The organism is Microvirga zambiensis WSM3693 (assembly GCF_016735695.1).
GTDB lineage: Bacteria > Pseudomonadota > Alphaproteobacteria > Rhizobiales > Beijerinckiaceae > Microvirga > Microvirga zambiensis.
In genome coordinates this window covers 32,365-50,171 of the sequence record NZ_JAERQD010000046.1, presented here as the reverse complement: position 1 = coordinate 50,171, position 17,807 = coordinate 32,365, and the positions used below count along the sequence as shown (strand labels likewise).

The following is a 17,807-nucleotide window of genomic DNA, read 5'->3' as shown; positions in this document are numbered from 1 at the left end:
CGCTTGAACAGAGACAACAGAACGGCTCCTCGACTGGCCGATCCGGATTACACTGCCGAGGTTAACGCAACAGTGCCCAACATCCTGCGTCATCCCACCTTCCTTGGCTTGCGGGAGGACAAGGATCCGCGGGAAGTCGTAATAGACCGACAATCCTGAGGCTGGAGGCCGGGAAACCCGACCCCTCAATTTATGTTGGCACCGCAGGCGCTCATTCCTTCTGATAAGGTACGAACATCCAACTCGCGGCTGATCGGATGTGATGTTGATCTTTCATATCGAGGAACATCACATCAATATCGAACGGGTTAACTGCTTTCGGATCGGGCTCGTATGCATCGACGACGACGCAAACCGGCGGCTCGGCTGTGTTTATTTCGACATCGCCGTAAACCACAGCCCAACATCCGCGCAGAGGTATGATCAAGTCATCGACATTGTAATAGCGCTCGGACCTGTAGTGACGAGAGAGCTGCAACAGGGCACTAACTCTATCCGCTTCACTCCGCGCGACGTGAGCCACCATAGGTTCAGCTGGTGGGTAAGGGATCGATGTTGGAGGTTCGGCTATGGCTCTTCTCGGCTTCGGTTCAGCGGTTGAGGCTGGAATAGGAGCAGCTGCCGAAGCAACTGGAGCAGCGGCTGGAGCCTCAACAGGCGCAGGACTCGACGCCGGCTGCGGCGCCGGCGAAGGCAGAGGTTCTTTTCGCAGTGAAATTTTGGGGCGCGACTTCTGAGCTGGAGTTTGCGGCTGATCAGCTTGTTCACACAATCATGTTCGCCGAGCTTGGATCTGCTGAAGCCGCTGCTCTGCGTTGCAGGCAGACCCGAGATTGGGCGGGTTGTCTGACTGTGTGCATATATCTGAAAATCGCGCGCCTCATGCCACCTCCGGCTGGTAAGAGCGGTGTTCCTCCGACACGATCTGGAGCATGTCATCAGGCAGAGGACGCTGCAGCTTGAGCTCCACATCCGCCGGCGCGGTGAGCCAGATCTCGTACTCCTCAAGCGTCGTGAGGATCACCGGCATAGCTCTCGGGTGGATCAGCCTGACAACGCCGTTAGGCTCGGAGGTGAGGAACGAGTAGAGCAGGTGCTCGCCCTCGATCGGCTCGGCCTTCGTGCCGCACATGTCCGTCAACGGCCGCTAGATCCCCACGAGCGCGGCCAGCGGCCGGGTCCTGCAGCATCCAACGCAGCAGGTGTCGTACGTGAGCAGCAAAGGCTGGAGCAGAATACTTAGGACCACTTTGAAACGACAATACGGAATCCGTTTCCTCGCCAGAAGCCATCCGGCTCCAAGCTACCTCGGTAGGTGCAGCATGCTTTCGCTTTCGTGCTGGAAAAACACCCACCGCGCAACACGCGCCGGATTTCAGGTCCGGCAGCTGAGTTTTCCCGTCCGTCATTCGCGTAAGGATACTTAAACTCCGGGACCGCCATATCGTCCCCCCACAGTGTTGTCGTCCATTCCCACACCTGCCCGGCCATGTCATAGCAGCCATAAGGAGAACGGCCTTTTGGGAAAAGCCCCACCGCACAGGTGGTGTTGAGGCCAGTTTCCTCAGAATTGGCCGCGTCAGGATCCCAGGGACCCTGCCAGGGATAGACGATCTCTGCGCCGGCATCCGGCTGGTCACCGCGGGCGGCCCGCTCCCATTCCGGCTCTGTGGGCAAGCGCACGACTTCATCCTGGTCTATCTGGCCCTCCGTTCGCCATCGACGAGTGAGCCAATTGCAATATGCCCGCGCGTCGTGCCACGTGAGATCGACCGCAGGCGCATTTGAACGTTCCTTCTTTCGTCCGTCTGTTGAGGCCCAGTGCCGTCCTGTCCCATCAACGAAGGCCGTATACGCAGCGTTCGTGACTGGATAGAGCCCGATCCGGAAATCAGCCAGCGTCACCGAGTGTGGTGGTTGGGAGTTTGGGTGTGTATCCGACCCGAACGTGAAGGTGCCGCCTGGCACTTCTGTAAGGGCTTCCAAATCGCGCGGATCCCCCCAGACTGCAAGGGCGCGTGCCGCAGCATCACGGTCCGATGCCGAGAGGCTGCCGGTCTCGACGAGCCGCACGAGACTTGCGGTTACAGCAGGGTACAAAGGAGAACCCGCGTCAAGGACCTCAGCCACCATCACGGCGCCTCGCAGGGCGCTGTCGCCGGAGCCCTCAATAAGCCGCTCGGCCAACGCTTCGAGCGCCCCCTGAAGCCGCCGCAGCAGACTGGCTATGCTTGGGGCCCATACGTCGGGGGAGGTGTGGAACAGTCTCGCTGCCGTATCCGCGGAAAGCGTCAGCAGATGCCTTGCCGCCAGAAGATCGTTCACGACCCGGTTTGCGGATCTGCCTTCCTGCACTGCGGCGAAGCCAGCCTCCGCGGCAGCCGGCTGCCCGGCCACAATGGCGTCGATCAGGTCCTCAGGGGTTTCGGCAGGCATATCAATGGACAGTGCCAGGGAAAAGAGAGCTGGATTTGCGGCCGCCCGGGATAGCGGCGCCAGGGCGTTAATCCTCCTCGTCGATAGAACGGCTTCCCTTTGCTCGAGGGGCAGCGGCAACAGGGTGTGGATGTGATAGCCCGACGGGATGCGCCAGGATTTGACCACGCTGGGTTCGCCTAAGACAAGCAGCCTGCGTTCGGGCAGGTGCGCCAGCGCGTCCTCAAGCACGGCCACTCCCTGCGGGCCCAGACGATCGACGCCGTCCAGGATCAAGCTCGCACCTTCTGGCAATCCTTCGGTGAGCTCGGCGAACGAGGCAGGTCCGGAGATCTCGACATGGTGGTAGCCCAGCTCGCTGGCGATCTGCCGGGCGAAGACGGTCTTGCCACTGCCCCTATCGCCGAGAAGCAGCAAAGGCGTGGTCGTCTCCACCATCTCTCGTGCGGTGAAGTAAACTGGCGGCTCCGGTGTGGTGGGCTCGCGCAGGGACCGCAGCCCCTTAGCGGCCTTGTCTTCGTGGGTGAAGTTGACCAGCAGCGGGAAACGAGGCTCTTCAATCATCGGAAGAGCTTTGCAACGTCAGGATTGTGGAACCGCTGGATCTCGATCGCGTAGCCTGCAGGGTCCTCGAAGAAGAAGTGATCGCAGTAGTTTCCGCGTCGCATCTCGGTCAGGCTCGCTACGCCGGCTTCCGTCAGCTTGGCGTGCCAACCTTCTACGTCCTCCGACACGACCGTTAGAAGGACTGCACTCTTCTCCTGATGCCGTAGGTGGCCGCGATTGCCGTCGACGATCCCGAAGTAGCTGTTGTCGGCGATCCGATAAATACGGGCTAGCCCCTGATCAAGCACAAGCTCAAATCCTAGGACGTTCTCGTAGAACGGCGCTACGGCGTGGATGTCGGGGTAGTAGAAGAAGGTGATTGCGTGATCTTTTTTCATGATAATCCAGTCAGGTGATGATGAGCGCACCCTTGTGGTCGATGGACAGTCCCGGTGCGTCGTGTTGAGCCGCGAAGACATCGGTCGGGTGCATGATATAGAGCCAAGGCGGATTGTCGCGCAGGCGCCGGAGGCATCGGGCATAGGCGATATCCCTAGCATCCTGGTCGATTGCGCGGTTGGCTTCGATAATCAGGCGCTCGGCTTCCGGATCGTCATAGCCCTGCCACCATACCGCCTTTGTAGTGCTCGAGATTTTGTCATTCTGCACCCGGTAGGTGCTCTGTGGTGACGAATCGAAAATGGCCATGTCGCCGATCTGCTTGCGCCCAACCTGACGTGCGTATTCGGGACGGTCGTGCTCCACCTCGATTTCGACTTTGAGCCCGACATCACCCAAGCAGGCGGCCACGAAGCGGCTGATCTCCTGCGCCCGCTCGGGCATGAAGGTCGGCGTCCGCAGCATCACGGTATCAGGGCCACCTGCCTTGTCTAACAGTCGTCGGGCCTCATACGGGTCATAAGCTATCGGTTTCAGGGCCACTTTGGACATTCCCAAGTGAAACGGGCTCACGATAGTGACCGATGGGGCGCCGAGCCCGTGGAAGACCTCCGCGATGAGCCTATCCTGATCGACAGCGTGGTTCACGGCGAGCCGCGCCTCCGGAGAAGCGAATAGCCCCTCGAAGCAGTTGAGGTAGTACATCACCGACAGGGTGTTGAGCGCCGAACCCCAGGCATAAGACGGGTCGAAGGTGGGACGGCCATGGACCCGCTCGAGATTCGAAGCTGCGTCGACGTGCCTGGCCTTGAGGAGGTCGAAGCGCCGGTCCGCATCCGGCTCCGCACGAAAGGCAATGCGGTCTGGTCCATTCGTCGCTCCGAACCGCTCGAGCACCGCCGTCCGGCCCGGCTCGAAGGCGGCGACGCGATAAGGCCCCGTGCCGAGGGTCGCGCGGCCGTCCGGTGCATTGCGGCAGAGGTAGAACTCCGAAAAAATATCGAGAATGTCGGCGATCGGCTCAGGATTCTCGACGACCACGCTGCGGTCGGATCCGACCGCGACACGCGCATGAGCCAGATAACGCGCGTAGGACCATCTCATTCCGAAAGTGTCAACGGCATCAAGAATGTCGGCGATGAAGCCCGTTACATCTTCCGGCACGCAGGGCTTGCCGTCGTGGAAGGCAGCGCCCGGGCGGATGAAGAACTCCCATCGCCGGCCATCTGGGGAATGGGCCCAGTGCGAGAATAACGCGGGGTGGGCAGAGCCTCCAGGCACCCAGCGCAGGAGCGGCTCGAACACGAGGTTTTTGAGCGTCAGGACGCTGGTGTCGTCCGTCACCCGGGTCGCGGGCAGAAAGTCGACTTTTTCGAGCGCAATGGTCAGCATGCTAGTCGAGCTCGCTGCGGCGGCGGGGGTTGAACCAGTCGGCCAGTGAGTCGCCGATCAGGTTGAAGCAGAGCACGGTGAGAAGGATGGCCATCCCCGGCGACAGCGCCACCCAGGGGCTGCCGCGCATATATTGCAGATTGGCCGATACGTCGGCGCCCCACTCCGCCAAGGGCGGCTGCGCCCCCAAGCCTAGGAAGCCGAGGCTCGCGGTCTGAAGGATGGCGCTGCCGAGGCTGAGCGAGGCCTGCACCAGAAGAGGCCCTAAGCCGTTGGCGAATATGTACCGCCAAAGGATGCGCCGCGTAGGAAGCCCCAGCGAAACCGCCGCCTCTACGTAAGGTTTCACCGAGACTGCCAGAGCCTGGCTGCGCGCGACGCGCGCAAATTGCGGTGCCAGCGTGATGGCGACTGCCAACATGGCATTGTTGAGGCTCGGGCCGAAGGCGGCAGCCAATGCGATTGCCAGAACCAATGCCGGAAAGGACAGCATCGCGTCGACCACACGCATGATCAGCATGTCGACGACCCCCCCGGCAAAGCCCGCCAGTGTGCCGAAGAACACTCCGACCGTGAAGGCGATGGCAACGACACCAATGCCGATAGCCAGCGTGTAGCGCCCTCCGTACAGCACGCGAGTCAGCACGTCGCGTCCGAACGCATCCGTTCCAAGCCAATGCTCCCAGCTCGGCGCGGCCAGTTTGTGCAGCACGTTGATGCGGGTCGGGGAATAGGTGATCATCATCGGGGCGAACAGGATCGCGAGCAATACGGCGAGAAGGGTCAGCCCACCGACCATGGCGAGCGTGTTCTTGCGCAGGAAGATCAAGAGCATCGTCATTGCATCTTCCTGCGGACACGGGGATCGAGAACACCGTAGAGGAGATCGACCAGAAGTGAGGTGGCCATGAAGAGCAACGCGAAGATGAGCGTCGTTCCTTGGATGACGGGGTAGTCGCGGTTCTTGATCGCCTCGAACATGAAGCGACCGACGCCTGGCCATGCGAAAATGGTTTCGGTCAGGATCGCTCCACCGAGCATCTCAGCAAATTTGAGGCCGGTGATGGTAATGGCCGGCAGGAGCGAATTGCGCAGGCCGTGGTGCAGGATTACGCTCGATCTGCTCAGACCTTTGGCGCGGGCAGTCCGGATGTAGTCCTCCGTCATCACATCGAGCATCGTGTTGCGCACAAAACGGCCCAGGGTGGTTGCCAGAAAGGCCGCCAGTACTACCGTGGGCAACACGAGATGCTGCACGGCGCTCCACATGGCCCCGAAATCGCCGTTGATGACACCGTCGAGAGTGGCAAAGCCCGTGACGGTCGGAGTAGCGACATACGGGCTGATCCGGCCGGAGACTGGGAGCCATCCGAGATAGGTGGCGAAGATCAGCTGCAGGATCAGTGCCAGCAGAAAGGCCGGCATGGACACGCCCAGGAGCGATACTACGCGCGTGACGTGATCCAGTCCAGAATTCGGCCATGTGGCGGACAAAACGCCGATCGGGATCCCGATGAGGATTGCCAGGAGAGTTGCGCAGATCGACAGTTCAAGCGTGGCCGGCAGGCGGATCAGGATCTCCTGTAAAACTCCGTTGCCTGTCTTGAGGGAGGTGCCCAGATTGCCCTGGAGAAGGCCGCCGACGTAGTCGAAGAACTGGAATGCGGCCGGACGGTCGAGCCCGAGTTGCAGGCGCAGGGCTGCAATCTGCTCGTTGGTGGCTCCCGGTCCCAAAAGCGTGACGGCCGGGTCGCCCGGAATGATCCGCACCAAAGAAAAGACGATCACCAGCACCAGAGCCAGAACCGGTAACAGAGCGACCAGGCGGCGCAGAAGAAAACTTACCATGTCTGGCTCATCGGCTATTCCGTACCGTTCGTGCTCCGCGGTGCCAGCGACACCGCGGAGTGGAAGTTCATCGCTACTCCTTGTAGACGCCCCGGTATTCATTCAGCGGGGGCGCGCTGTTGATCACGAGGCCCTTGACGTTCGATCGCTGGAACACGATCAGCTTGGGGCTGAACAGGTAGGCGGCTGGAACACGCTTCGCGATCTCCTCCTGCACCTGGAAGTACAGGCCCTTGCGCTCTTCCTGAGCAACCGTCTGCTGCGCCTTCAGGATCAGCGCGTCGAGTGCGTCCTCCTTCGGCATGCGGAAGGTCATGGCGGAGTCGGCCAGGCTGGACAGGTAGCCAATCGTGATGTGAGCGTCCGGGTCGTTGTACCAAGGCTGACGACCGTCGAGGGCGACATCGAAGCGCCCCGCGGTCTGCAACGCGCGATAGGCCGGGAACTGCGTCTGCTCGATGGTCGCGTTGATGCCGATGTCGGCCAAGTTCGCCTGCACGAAGGTCGCGACTGCGCCCCACAAGGCGCCCTGGAAGCTATAGAGCTTGAAGTTGAGGCGCGCCGGGTCGACGCCCGCCTCGGCCAGGAGACGCTTCGACAACTCAGGATCGTATTTGGGTGCGGTCTCCTTGATCTTAGGGTTGAAGGCCCAGCTGTTGCTGGTGAGCGGACCATAAACGCGCTCCGCCGTGCCTCCGAAGACGCCGGTCAGCAGACCCTCGTAGTCGATGGCGTGCACGATGGCTCGACGCACACGGATATCGGCGACTGGGCTGTTAGGATTGTTGTTGTTGAATTCAAGCTGGCGGATGATCTGGCTCGGGGCTTCCAGAACGGAGACGTTCGGATTGCCCTTGAGCGCCTGGATGTCCTCTGCCGCGATTGATGAGAGTTGGCCCTGCTGCTGGACGATGTCGACGCCGCCGTTCTCCAATTCCAGCCGCCGCGTCGAAGCGTCCGGAATGATCCGGTAAATGATGCGCGAGAGCTTGGGAGCGCCGAGGAAGTAGTTCGGGTTGGACTCCAGAACCACGTTGGTGTCAGCTTGATAGCTCTTGAACACAAACGGCCCCGTGCCGACGGGATTGGACGCGAACTGGTCGCCGAACTTCTTGACGGCAGCGGGGCTCACGATGGCCGATTGCGGCTGGGCGAGGATCGACAGGAAAGCCGGGTAGGGCTTCGACAGGGAAATCTTCAGTTCTGTTGGCGACACCACAGCAATGTCGCGGATCAGGCCGAACGTCGCCTCAACATAGGGGTTGCTGGCCTTGGTTCTCTCAATCGAGAACTTCACCGCATCGGCGTCGAAGGCGGTGCCATCGTGAAACTTGACCCCTTCACGGAGCTTGAAGCCGAAGGTCGTTCCATCGGGCGAAACCGTCCAGCTCTCAGCAAGGCGGCCTTCCAGCTTGGTGAAATCCGGCGGCGTCCAAGCCACGAGGGTGTCGAAGACATTGAGGATGACCTCGCTGCCGACGGGCTCCGCCTTGTTGGTGCCCGGTTCGAGATTGTCGGGATCAGACGGAACGGCAATCACCAGCGTCTTCAGCGGGTCAGATGCCTGCGCATGGGCTGCGTTCAACATCAATGGCAGAGCCAACGTGGCGCCTGCGAAAAGTCTGAAGAGTTTCATTCGAGTGGGCCCTTCGTGGTCTGGTGACGGGTTGCGGTCAAATAGGCTTCTTGCGGTCCCCGATATTCGACCCTCTCCGGCGATCGGCAGGCGGAGGATACAGGATCAGAGACATATCTCTGCTGATATTCCAGGAAATATCCTACCTAGCTAGAGGTGTAAAGTTTAGGCAGTGTGCGATTTCTGGGCGAGCTGCACAGACATTGAGCACTCCTCCGGAGCTTGGCCTCTTCGGTAGCCTGTCGGCCGCATGCGTGAACCTAGCCCGGGTGGCCACCTGTCACAACGGGCCTCTCGGGATCTGTGATCCAGTGCGACCACGAACCGGGATACATTGCAGCGTCGATGCCGATAGCGGCCAATGCGAGCACCGAGTGAGCTGCCGACATGCCCGCCCCGCAGTAAACACCCACCGACTTGCTGCCATCCGCCCCCAGCACGCGGTACATTTCCCGAAGCGTCTTGCTGTCGGTGAAATTGCCATAATCCGTTACGTTGTCAGGAGCTGGCGCGCTGATCGCCCCGGGAATATGTCCTCGCGCCGGGGTACCCGGAGCCGTCGTTCCGCCGATATAATTTGGCCGGATCCGAGCATCGAGCAAAACGCCCTCCCAAGCCATTTGCGCCGCCCCATCGGCATCCAGTTCTGGCATGTGCCCTACTGAGAGGGTGATGTCGCTGGGTTCCTGCGTAGGCACTTCACTGGTCAGAGGCAATCCGGCCGCCTGCCATGCTGGGAGCCCGCCGTCCAGCACGCGAACGTCCGGCAACCCTGCCCAGCGCAGAACCCACCAGGCGCGCGCTGCTGTCATGCTCCGGTCACTGTCATAGATGACAATCAGCCTGTCCTTGCGCAGACCCCACCGTCTCGCTGCAGCCTGCAGGTCGGCCAGCATCGGCAATGGACGCTGCCCCCCTGTTGGCGACGACGGCGCCTGGAAATCCGTATAGGCTTCCGCGTCGATCGCTCCCGGAATACGAACGTCGCGGATGGACGGCTTCCCAGTATAGGGATTGATGGACTGTATGGCCAAGATGGTCATGTCTCGGCCGCCCTGCATCAGTTCGTGTAGCTGCTCGGGTGTCAGCAGCACCTTGCTGCGAAGGTCGTCACTCACTCGTGCCCCCTGAAACGGCTTGATATATTACGTAGCATCTTAGATTGACTTTTACCAGCCAGGGCGATGCAATAGGACATGCCTGCCCCCCTTGGAGATTTACGTGCCCGTTCTTTCGATCAAAGGCCTGACGACCCAGTTCCGTCGGGATGGCATTTGGAACACGGTCGTAAACGACGTCAGCTTTCACATCGACGCCGGAGAAACGGTCGCCCTCGTGGGGGAGTCAGGTTCAGGCAAAAGCATCACGGCCTTGTCGATCATGGGGCTGCTGCCTCCGCGATCCAGCCGCGTGACGGGGCAGATACTACTCGAGGGGCGTGATCTTCTTACGCTCGCCGAAACGCAGATGCAGGCCATACGGGGCGATGAGATCGGAATGATCTTCCAGGAGCCCATGACGAGCCTCAATCCGGTGCTCACAATCGGGCGGCAGATCCAGGAAGCTTTGATTACCCACCGCAACCTATCCAAGGCCGAGGCTCGGGCTGAGACGGTTCGGCTGCTCGACCGGGTCCGCATTCCGGCAGCCCGGAGCCGTTTCGGCGAATATCCGCACCAGCTCTCGGGCGGAATGCTTCAGCGCGTCATGATCGCCATGGCGCTCTCTTGCCGTCCTAAACTGCTCATTGCGGACGAGCCGACCACGGCGCTCGACGTGACCATTCAGGCGCAAATCCTGGACCTGATCAAGGAGCTGCAGCGGGAACAGGAGATGGCGGTCCTCTTCATCACCCATGACATGGGTGTCGTGGCCGAAATCGCTGACCGCACCGTCGTCATGTATCGGTCGCAGGCTCTGGAGACGGGTACGACCGAGGCAATCTTCCAACGTTCTCAACATCCGTATACGCGGGCCCTGCTGTCGGCCGTGCCACAGTTGGGGGGCATGAAGGACCACGTGCGTCCGGCCGCGTTCCCAATTATTGATGTCAAGACCGGCCAACTCACACCGCCGCGCGAAGGCCGCGACACCGTCGCACCCGGCAGGCCCGTCCTTGAGGTCAGAGACTTGGTAACCCGATTCGACATCCGCTCGGGTATTCTCGGCAGGGTCACCGGCCGTGTTCACGCCGTCGAGAACGTGTCGTTCCAGTTGCAGGCCGGCGAAACGCTGTCTCTGGTCGGCGAATCCGGATGCGGGAAATCCACGACGGGCCGATCCATCCTGCGCCTCGTCGAGCCAACCAGCGGCTCCATCCGTATCGAAGGCGAGGATGTGCTAGCACTGCCCCGGCGCGCGCTGTCCGAAAAGCGCAAGCGCATGCAGATGATCTTCCAAGATCCCTTCTCAAGCCTCAACCCCCGCATGCGGATCGGTGAGGCCATCGCCGAACCGCTTCTAGCGCATAGGCTCGCCACCCGTGCTGAAGCTGGCATGCAGGTTGCAGCGCTGCTTGAGCGCGTCGGCCTTCATCCCGACATGGCCAAGCGTTTCCCGCATGAATTCTCCGGCGGTCAGCGCCAACGCGTCGCCATCGCCCGAGCTCTAGCCCTGAACCCAGGCCTCATCGTCGCGGACGAAGCGGTGTCGGCGCTGGACGTTTCCGTCAAGGCCCAAGTCATCAACCTGATGCTCGAGCTGCAGGACACCCTCAAGCTAGGCTATCTATTCATTTCCCATGACATGGCGGTCGTCGAGCGGGTCAGCCACCGCGTCGCGGTCATGTATCTCGGTGAAATCGTCGAAATCGGACCGCGCGAGGCAATCTTCGGCAATCCGCAGCATCCTTACACCAAGCGCCTGTTGGCGGCCGTTCCGGTCGCTGATCTGGCCCGGCGGCACGTTCGCAGGGCTGTTACAAGCGATGAGATCAAGAGCCCCATCAGGCCCCCCAGCTATGTTCCACCGGTTCGCCGCTACATGGAGGCCCAACCCGGCCATTTCGTGCAGGCGTGGGACATTGACTGGAGTTGAGTCACAGCGGGGAGCTAGCCCTTTCCCTAGAGGGCCAAGCCGCTGTCCTGTCTGCCGATCAGCGCCTGGAGAAGGCCACGCCGGGTATTCTCGTTGTGCTCGACCATCACGGCGCGGGCCTTCTCCGGATCCCGGCCGCGCAGCACGTCGACGATCCGGTGGTGGTCGGTGTTGGTTTCCGGGTTCACGTCCCGCGCTTGGGCGCCCATGTAGAAGAAACGGGCACATTCCTCAAGATGGCTCATGACCAGCCCGTAGAGCCGCGGATTGCGCGAGGCTCTGGCGATCTCCGAGTGGAATTCCTCATTGGCCTCCACAAAGGACTGAACGCTCACGTTCTCACCAACCACGTAGCTGGCGTCGGCCAAGGCCTCAAGCCGGTCGAGTTCGGCATCTGTGAGATTGACTGCAGCCATGGCTCCTGCCGTTCCCTCCAGCATCGCCCGGACGGCGAAGAGGTCGTTCACGTCCTTGATGGTCACGGCCGTGACGCGATACCCCCGGCGCGGGAAGGCCTCGACAAGTCCTTCAAGTCCCAGGCGAGCCAGGGCCTCGCGCACCGGCGTCTTGCTCATCGAGAGCTGCTCGGCTAGCTCCAGCTCGGACATTTCCGCCCCAGGCGCCAGCTGCCCAGTAATGATCCGCTGGCGAAGGATCGCGTAAGCCCGATCCATCAGCGACTTGCTGCGTTTGCCCGATACTTCCTGATCCACCAAACTCTTATCCTCAACAACGAACTCAGTGTCAGCTTCTCTGGCTACGCTGCAGACGCAACAATAGGACAGCCGACCAGCTTTGGCTACGCTTGCCGGGGCGTGCCTTTGACGCGTTCCCGCAGGTAGTATATCACGTGGTATATTCAAATCCAGGTGCGCTATGGCGGACATTCTTGTTATCAACCCGAACAGCTCCTCCTCCATGACGCGCTCCATGGAGGCATGCCTTAGTATCGTCCGGGCAAGCACCCGTCATGATATCCGCTGTACTGAGTTGGCGAAGTCGCCTCCCGGGATTGAGACTGACGAGCACGTCGTTGAGGTCGTTCCGCACATCCTGGAAGCGGTCGGCCAGTCCGATGCGGCCGCCTTCGTGCTGGGCTGCTTCTCCGACCCCGGAATCGATCTGGTCCGTGAAGCGACGGACAAACCAGTAGTGGGAATTGCGGAATCCGCCTACTTGGCAGCCCTCGGCTTGGGCCATCGCTTTGGCATCGTGTCGCTCGGCCCCTCGTCCATCGCCCGCCATCTGCGTTATCTTGAAAAGATCAAGCTCGACGGCCGGTTGGCCGGCGATCGGTCCATCGACATGACCATTCCACAACTCATGTCCAGCAACGTGGTTGAGACCGTCGTGCGAACCGGCAGATTGCTGCGTGACGAGGACGGCGCCGATGTGATCATTCTCGGATGCGCCGGGCTGGGAAGCTATCGCGCCGCCATGGAAGCGGAGTTGGGCCTGCCGATCGTCGACCCGGTGCAGGCCGGCGTCGCTCTCGCCTGCACCAACCTCGATCTCCAATATCGCAGAAGGGCCCGCTGAGCATGGATCAGATCATTTTTGGCACAATTGTTACCCCTGATGGGCCGATCGAGAACGGCTGGGTTGCCGTGAAGGCAGGCCGGATCGCGGCGGTCGGAACCGGCGACGCTCCGCAAGCCGCAGAGACGTTCGATGCCTCCGGGAGCTACGTTCTACCTGGAATCATCGATGGGCAAACTCATGCGGGCAGCTATGGCGGACTTCCCGGCCTGCGCTCCACCACCCGCTCGGCCGTGGCGGGGGGTGTCACGACCATTGTGGACATGCCCTACGACAATCCCGACCCGCTCCACACAGTGGAGCGTCTGGAGGCGAAAGTCGGGGCAATCAGCGAGCATGCGCACGCCAATGTGGCGCTCTATGCCACGATCATGCCTGGACAGTCGGCCGAGGACGTCATTCCCCTGATCGAGCGCGGAGTTGTCGCCTTTAAGATCTCCGGCTTCGAGAGCAGCCCGACCCGCTTTCCGCGCATCGCAGCCGACCAGGCCTTTGATCTGCTGGAAGCTCTTGCGCCAACGAACATTCCTCTGGGGCTGCATAACGAAGACCAGGAGATCGTACGCGCCCGCATCGCCCGCGCGCGGAACGCTGCCGAGAGCGGCATCGAAGCCCATTCCGCCAGCCGCCCCCTTGCCGCCGAGCTGGCCTCGACGGCTCACTTTCTCGAGCTGGGCGCTGCCTCCGGCGCTCACGCCCACATCGTGCACCTGACCTCCTCCCGCGGGTTCCAACTCGTCGATCACTACAAGCAGGATGGGTATCGGGCGACGGGCGAGCTTTGCGTCCATTACCTTTGGTTCGATCCCGCCACGGACGGTCCGGCGCTGGGCGCGAGAATGAAGGTCAACCCGCCGATCCGCCCCGGTCAAATCGATGCGCTATGGAACGAGGTGACTTCTAACCGCGTCGCCTTCGTCAGCTCCGATCACTCGAGCTGGCCCATCGACAACAAGTTCACCGAGTCGATCTTCGACGCGGGAGCTGGCGTGCCGGGACTTGAAACCCTTCTTCCTGCCTTCTTTACCGGCGCAGAAGCGCGGGGTCTCAATGCTCCACTGCTGACGGCCCAGCAACTGGCGGAAAGGCCAGCCCGGTTCATCGGCCTGTGGCCGCAAAAGGGAGCTATTCGCCCCGGCGCGGACGCGGACCTCACTATCCTATCCCCTGAGCCGATGCTTTGGGACGCCCGCAACGCCCATGATGAGCTCAACTGGAGCCCCTTCGACGGGCGGCGGTTCGAGTGCCGCGTGACGCGCACCTATGTGGGCGGCAAATTGGCATGGGACGGCAGCGCCGTGGTCAACGCGCCAGGAGAAGGCCGCTACGTCGGCCGAGGCTCCTCGCACTGGTTCGCCTAACAGGAAGTTCCAATGCCGTTGATCGATATCCAGACCGCAGGCGTCTTTGTCATTGCCGCCACGCCGTTCACCGAGACGATGCAGATTGACGACGCCAGCATCGACTCGATGGTTGACTTCTACTTCGACAAGGGAGCTGTTGGCCTGACCATCCTTGGGATGATGGGCGACGCGCCAAAGCTCACCCAAGCCGAAGCGATCCATGTGATCCGCCGCACCATTGCGCGCTGCGGATCTCGGTCGATGAAGGCGCGACAGTAAAACCTGCCACCACATTAAATCCCACGAACAATTAAGCTGCACATGATGACTTACAACTTTGATACTCCGATAGAACGGCGCGGTACCGGCAGCTCCAAATGGAGCAAGTATTCAGCCGACGTGTTGCCGATGTGGGTCGCCGACATGGATTTCGCAGCGGCCCCCGAAATTATCGAGGCAATTGTCGAGCGACTCGAACATCCAATTCTTGGTTATGGTGTCGCGCGCGACCAGCTGAGGGCACAAATTGTTGCCGATCTGGCGAGGATATACCAATGGATCATCCAACCGGAAGACATTGTATTCTTACCGGGGGTAGAGCCAGGTTTCAACATGGCCATTAAGGCGATGCTCGAGCCGGGTGACACTCTCGCGATCCAGAGCCCGATTTACCGGCCAATCCTCAAAGCTCCTGATCATTGGAACCTCCGCCGCATTGACATCAACGCGTCAGATCTGAGCAAGGACGATCTCCAGAAGCTTGCGGCATCACGTGCATTCCTACTTTGTAATCCGCACAATCCGACAGGCAAGGTCTACACCCCTGAGGAGCTACATGACATTGCTGCCGCGACCGAGGGAAGGGTCATCATCTCCGATGAAATTCATTGCGACCTTCTCTTCGATAGCAACGTACACACACCGATCGCATCGCTAAGTTCGGATGTGGCATGGCGCACCATCACCCTGATGTCAGCTGCTAAAACCTATAATATACCTGGCCTAAAAACCGCCTTCGCCATCATTCAGAATCCGGAGATCCGGGACCGATTTGCTGCGTCGCGACTTGGAATGGTCGACAGTGTCAATGTTCTTGGTCTGGAAGCGACGTTGGCTGCGTTCAGCAGGGCGGAATCTTGGAAGAGGGACCTTTTAGATTATCTGCAAGCTAATCGCGATTACCTCGTCGACACGATCTCGGCGCGCTTTCCCAGCATCAAGATGAAGAAACCACAGGCGACATTCCTGGCGTGGCTGGATTGCTCCGAGCTTAACCTACCTGACCCACAGCAATTCTTTCTCGATAATGCAAAAGTCGGTCTCAGTGCTGGGCATGAATTCGGCGAGGTCTATAGCAAATATGTCCGGCTTAATTTTGGCTGCAGCCGAGCGACGTTGATAGAAGGCCTAGATCGTATGGAGGCAGCGATTGCCTCCCGGCTTCTCGAAGGCACTCGATGAGCTCTTTCCCGGCACGCATCATCAGCGCTGCTGGCTGCACAAGACCACCAACGTCCTCAACAAGGTGCCGAAATCCGTGCAGTCGGGGATGAAGGCTTCCCTGCGGGAGATCTATCTCGCCCCGACACGAGCGCAAGCCGAAGTTGCCATCGATCTGTTCGCCGAAGCCTATCAGGCGCGCTATCCAAAAGCCGTGGAGTGCGTGCACAAGGACCAGCGGGCGCTGCTGGCCTTCTACGATTGGCCCGTTGAGCATTGAGTCCATCTGCGGCCGACAAATCCCATTGAAAGAGTGTTCGCAACCGTGCGGCACCGGACCGTGCGCACCAAGGGGGCGCTGTAGCCGACAACAGCGCGGCTGATGGTATTCGAGATTGTGATGGCAGTCGCGAAAAGCTGGCGGCGGCTGATGGGCGAAAACCAGTTGCCCAAAGTAATCGCCGGTGTCAGGTTTAAGGACGGCACCGAAGTCATTCCGATGCCGACAAACAGCGCCGCCTGATCGGCCCCGTCACCCAAAATCCGTCATAGCTCAATGGAGACTGGCTTGAGACGAAACCAATAGGCATTGTCCTGATCTCATTGCGGAGAGTGCCTTGTGCCTCACGCAGTACCAGTCTGCGCACCGCTTATATTCTATAGGCGATCTTCTATGGTCGTATGTTCGGATCCTATTGGACTTCATGCCTGCTTTTCCGTCACCTGTGCTTGAAATCTGAGCAGAGAGAATTGAATTCCGCCATGACCGAACCTCAAGACGCGCCGCTGTGGAAGCACTCGGCCGCAAGCCTGCATGCGGCCTATCGCACTGGGGCAATGACCCCGAGTCTCGTTCTCGAGTCGATCCTGACGCGCATCGAGAAGATCAATCCCACTCTGAATCTCTTCGCACATCTTGATACCGAGGGGGCGCGTCGGACGGCGGCCGCGAGCGACGCGCGCTTTGCTGCCGGTGAACCTCTGGGTGATCTGGACGGCATTCCGATCACCATCAAGGACAACATCCCAGTCGCGGGCTTGCCCTGCGCCTGGGGCAGCAACCTCTACAAGGGCCGGATCGCTGAGGCCGACGAACTTCCGGTCGCGCGTCTGCGCTGCCAAGGCGCCATCATATTGGGAAAGACCAATGTGTCGGAGTTCACGCTCGGCCGCGGGAACCTCAACACCCTGGCATTCGGCGTCACACGCAATCCGTGGGATCCGGGGCTAACCCCAGGAGCCTCGACCGGCGGCGGCGCGGCGGCTGTCGCGTCCGGGGTCGCGCCCCTGGCCCTGGGCACGGATGGTGGTGGGTCAATCCGACGGCCCGCTTCGCATACGGGCCTCGTCGGCCTGAAGCCTTCGACGGGGAGGGTCGCCCGGATCAACGGCCTTCCACCGATTCTGCATGATTTCGAGATCATCGGCCCAATCGCACGCACGGTCGAGGATCTGGCGATGGTACTTGCTGCGACGGAGGGGGCTCACCCCCTGGATCGCCAGTCCCACGGCTTCCAGCCCGGCGCCATGCGGGAGGTCGGCACAGGTCGGCGTATCCTCTATGTTGCGCAACTGGGCGACATGATCGTCGAGCCGGAGGTGGCAGCCTCCTGCCGGCAGGCGGCGGCACAACTTGAGGATCTGGGGCACCAAGTGGAGTTCAGCGAAAACGAGCCCTTCGACGTTGCCCTGTTCGAAAAGCATTGGCCGGTTGTGGGAGCTGCGGGTCTAGCGTGGCTCCTGAAGGACACCGACTGGCAGGGCAAGGTCGGTGAACCCTATCCTCCGATGATCGAAAAGGGCAGGTCGCTATCCGCGATCGACTATGTCGAGGCGCTGATGGCTTATCGCCAGGTCTATGCGCAGTTGGCCGCGCGTCTCCAGGAGTTCGACTTCATCATGACGCCATCGGCTGGGGCCCTGCCCTGGAAGGCCGAGGATTATGCGCCACCCTATCACCGCGCCTTCACGGGTTTCGTGAATGCGGCCGGGTTGCCTGCGATTAGCATTCCGGGCCCGGCCTCGCCGAATGGGCTGCCGATCGGCTTCCAGCTCATCGGGGCCTTCGGACAGGACTGGGAGCTGCTCTCGCTGGCGCGGCAATACGAGCGTGCGCATCCCTGGGCGCATCTCTGGCCCGCCATCTGAGCCGCGGCGATTTCCGAAGGATCGACTCCAAGGTTTCGGCTCAG

16 protein-coding genes and 1 pseudogene are annotated in these 17,807 nt (G+C 60.9%); 7 read left to right on the top strand and 10 right to left on the bottom strand.

Annotation, left to right across the window (positions count from 1 at the left end):
* Positions 1-211: 211 nt before the first annotated feature.
* The 9 genes from JKL46_RS25855 to JKL46_RS25815 all read right to left on the bottom strand — a co-directional run bounded on the left by JKL46_RS25855 (position 212) and on the right by JKL46_RS25815 (position 9,375).
* A complete protein-coding gene (locus JKL46_RS25855) occupies positions 212-397 on the bottom strand; it encodes a hypothetical protein (protein ID WP_201838695.1) in 186 nt (61 codons plus the stop codon).
* A 483-nt stretch (positions 398-880) separates the two neighbouring features.
* On the bottom strand, positions 881-1,141 hold the full coding sequence (locus JKL46_RS25850) for an SOS response-associated peptidase family protein (protein WP_343074122.1): 261 nt from the start codon (positions 1,139-1,141) through the stop codon (positions 881-883).
* Between the two features lie 98 nt (positions 1,142-1,239).
* The gene (locus JKL46_RS25845) at positions 1,240-3,000 is read right to left on the bottom strand and encodes an SUMF1/EgtB/PvdO family nonheme iron enzyme (RefSeq protein ID WP_201838693.1); all 1,761 of its coding nucleotides are present in this window, start codon (positions 2,998-3,000) and stop codon (positions 1,240-1,242) included.
* Entirely contained in the window at positions 2,997-3,380 is a 384-nt protein-coding gene (locus JKL46_RS25840) for a VOC family protein (RefSeq protein WP_201838691.1), read from the bottom strand. The genes JKL46_RS25845 and JKL46_RS25840 overlap by 4 nt, the downstream gene beginning before the upstream one ends.
* Positions 3,381-3,390: 10 nt before the next feature.
* A complete protein-coding gene (locus JKL46_RS25835; protein WP_201838690.1) occupies positions 3,391-4,773 on the bottom strand; it encodes an ABC transporter substrate-binding protein in 1,383 nt (460 codons plus the stop codon).
* Between the two features lies 1 nt (position 4,774).
* Positions 4,775-5,614 carry an ABC transporter permease gene (locus JKL46_RS25830; RefSeq protein WP_201838688.1) on the bottom strand — a complete coding sequence of 280 codons (840 nt, stop codon included), beginning with the start codon at positions 5,612-5,614 and terminating at the stop codon, positions 4,775-4,777.
* Entirely contained in the window at positions 5,611-6,621 is a 1,011-nt protein-coding gene (locus tag JKL46_RS25825; protein ID WP_201838686.1) for an ABC transporter permease, read from the bottom strand. Before JKL46_RS25825 ends, JKL46_RS25830 begins: the two co-directional genes overlap by 4 nt.
* 73 nt (positions 6,622-6,694) lie before the next feature.
* Complete coding sequence (locus tag JKL46_RS25820; RefSeq protein WP_201838684.1) at positions 6,695-8,257, bottom strand: ABC transporter substrate-binding protein; 1,563 nt, start codon at positions 8,255-8,257, stop codon at positions 6,695-6,697.
* Positions 8,258-8,517: 260 nt separating this feature from the next.
* Positions 8,518-9,375 (bottom strand): rhodanese-like domain-containing protein, encoded by an 858-nt coding sequence (locus JKL46_RS25815; protein WP_201838682.1) that lies wholly within the window; start codon positions 9,373-9,375, stop codon positions 8,518-8,520.
* A gap of 103 nt (positions 9,376-9,478) precedes the next feature.
* Here JKL46_RS25815 and JKL46_RS25810 point away from each other — a divergent pair, with 103 nt between their 5' ends.
* Entirely contained in the window at positions 9,479-11,293 is a 1,815-nt protein-coding gene (locus JKL46_RS25810) for an ABC transporter ATP-binding protein (RefSeq protein ID WP_425493300.1), read from the top strand.
* 26 nt (positions 11,294-11,319) lie between these two features.
* Here JKL46_RS25810 and JKL46_RS25805 read toward each other — a convergent pair whose 3' ends face one another.
* A complete protein-coding gene (locus JKL46_RS25805; RefSeq protein ID WP_343074121.1) occupies positions 11,320-12,006 on the bottom strand; it encodes a GntR family transcriptional regulator in 687 nt (228 codons plus the stop codon).
* Between the two features lie 163 nt (positions 12,007-12,169).
* Between JKL46_RS25805 and JKL46_RS25800 the strand changes: the two genes are divergently transcribed.
* The 6 genes and pseudogenes from JKL46_RS25800 (at position 12,170) to JKL46_RS25775 (ending at position 17,763) form a co-directional block, all read left to right on the top strand.
* A complete protein-coding gene (locus tag JKL46_RS25800) occupies positions 12,170-12,832 on the top strand; it encodes an aspartate/glutamate racemase family protein (protein ID WP_201838680.1) in 663 nt (220 codons plus the stop codon).
* 2 nt (positions 12,833-12,834) lie between these two features.
* Positions 12,835-14,193: a dihydroorotase gene (locus tag JKL46_RS25795; protein ID WP_246529533.1), complete on the top strand. Its 1,359-nt coding sequence runs from the start codon at positions 12,835-12,837 to the stop codon at positions 14,191-14,193.
* 12 nt (positions 14,194-14,205) lie between these two features.
* Positions 14,206-14,454, top strand: a complete 249-nt coding sequence (locus JKL46_RS25790) for a dihydrodipicolinate synthase family protein (protein WP_201838678.1) — start codon at positions 14,206-14,208, stop codon at positions 14,452-14,454.
* Positions 14,455-14,496: 42 nt separating this feature from the next.
* Positions 14,497-15,636 (top strand): MalY/PatB family protein, encoded by a 1,140-nt coding sequence (locus tag JKL46_RS25785; protein WP_246529532.1) that lies wholly within the window; start codon positions 14,497-14,499, stop codon positions 15,634-15,636.
* Positions 15,614-16,138, top strand: a pseudogene (locus tag JKL46_RS25780) (transposase); the annotation flags it as partial. The gene JKL46_RS25785 and the pseudogene JKL46_RS25780, both read left to right, overlap by 23 nt.
* A gap of 239 nt (positions 16,139-16,377) precedes the next feature.
* Positions 16,378-17,763 carry an amidase gene (locus JKL46_RS25775; RefSeq protein WP_201838676.1) on the top strand — a complete coding sequence of 462 codons (1,386 nt, stop codon included), beginning with the start codon at positions 16,378-16,380 and terminating at the stop codon, positions 17,761-17,763.
* Positions 17,764-17,807 lie beyond the last annotated feature (44 nt).

Coding starts and splice junctions, on each gene's coding strand:
- JKL46_RS25845 (WP_201838693.1), bottom strand. CDS start 3,000: ATGATTGAAGAGCCTCGTTTCCCGCTGCTGGTCAACTTCACCCACGAA.
- JKL46_RS25840 (WP_201838691.1), bottom strand. CDS start 3,380: ATGAAAAAAGATCACGCAATCACCTTCTTCTACTACCCCGACATCCAC.
- JKL46_RS25835 (WP_201838690.1), bottom strand. CDS start 4,773: ATGCTGACCATTGCGCTCGAAAAAGTCGACTTTCTGCCCGCGACCCGG.
- JKL46_RS25830 (WP_201838688.1), bottom strand. CDS start 5,614: ATGACGATGCTCTTGATCTTCCTGCGCAAGAACACGCTCGCCATGGTC.
- JKL46_RS25825 (WP_201838686.1), bottom strand. CDS start 6,621: ATGGTAAGTTTTCTTCTGCGCCGCCTGGTCGCTCTGTTACCGGTTCTG.
- JKL46_RS25820 (WP_201838684.1), bottom strand. CDS start 8,257: ATGAAACTCTTCAGACTTTTCGCAGGCGCCACGTTGGCTCTGCCATTG.
- JKL46_RS25800 (WP_201838680.1), top strand. CDS start 12,170: ATGGCGGACATTCTTGTTATCAACCCGAACAGCTCCTCCTCCATGACG.
- JKL46_RS25795 (WP_246529533.1), top strand. CDS start 12,835: ATGGATCAGATCATTTTTGGCACAATTGTTACCCCTGATGGGCCGATC.
- JKL46_RS25790 (WP_201838678.1), top strand. CDS start 14,206: ATGCCGTTGATCGATATCCAGACCGCAGGCGTCTTTGTCATTGCCGCC.
- JKL46_RS25785 (WP_246529532.1), top strand. CDS start 14,497: ATGATGACTTACAACTTTGATACTCCGATAGAACGGCGCGGTACCGGC.
- JKL46_RS25775 (WP_201838676.1), top strand. CDS start 16,378: ATGACCGAACCTCAAGACGCGCCGCTGTGGAAGCACTCGGCCGCAAGC.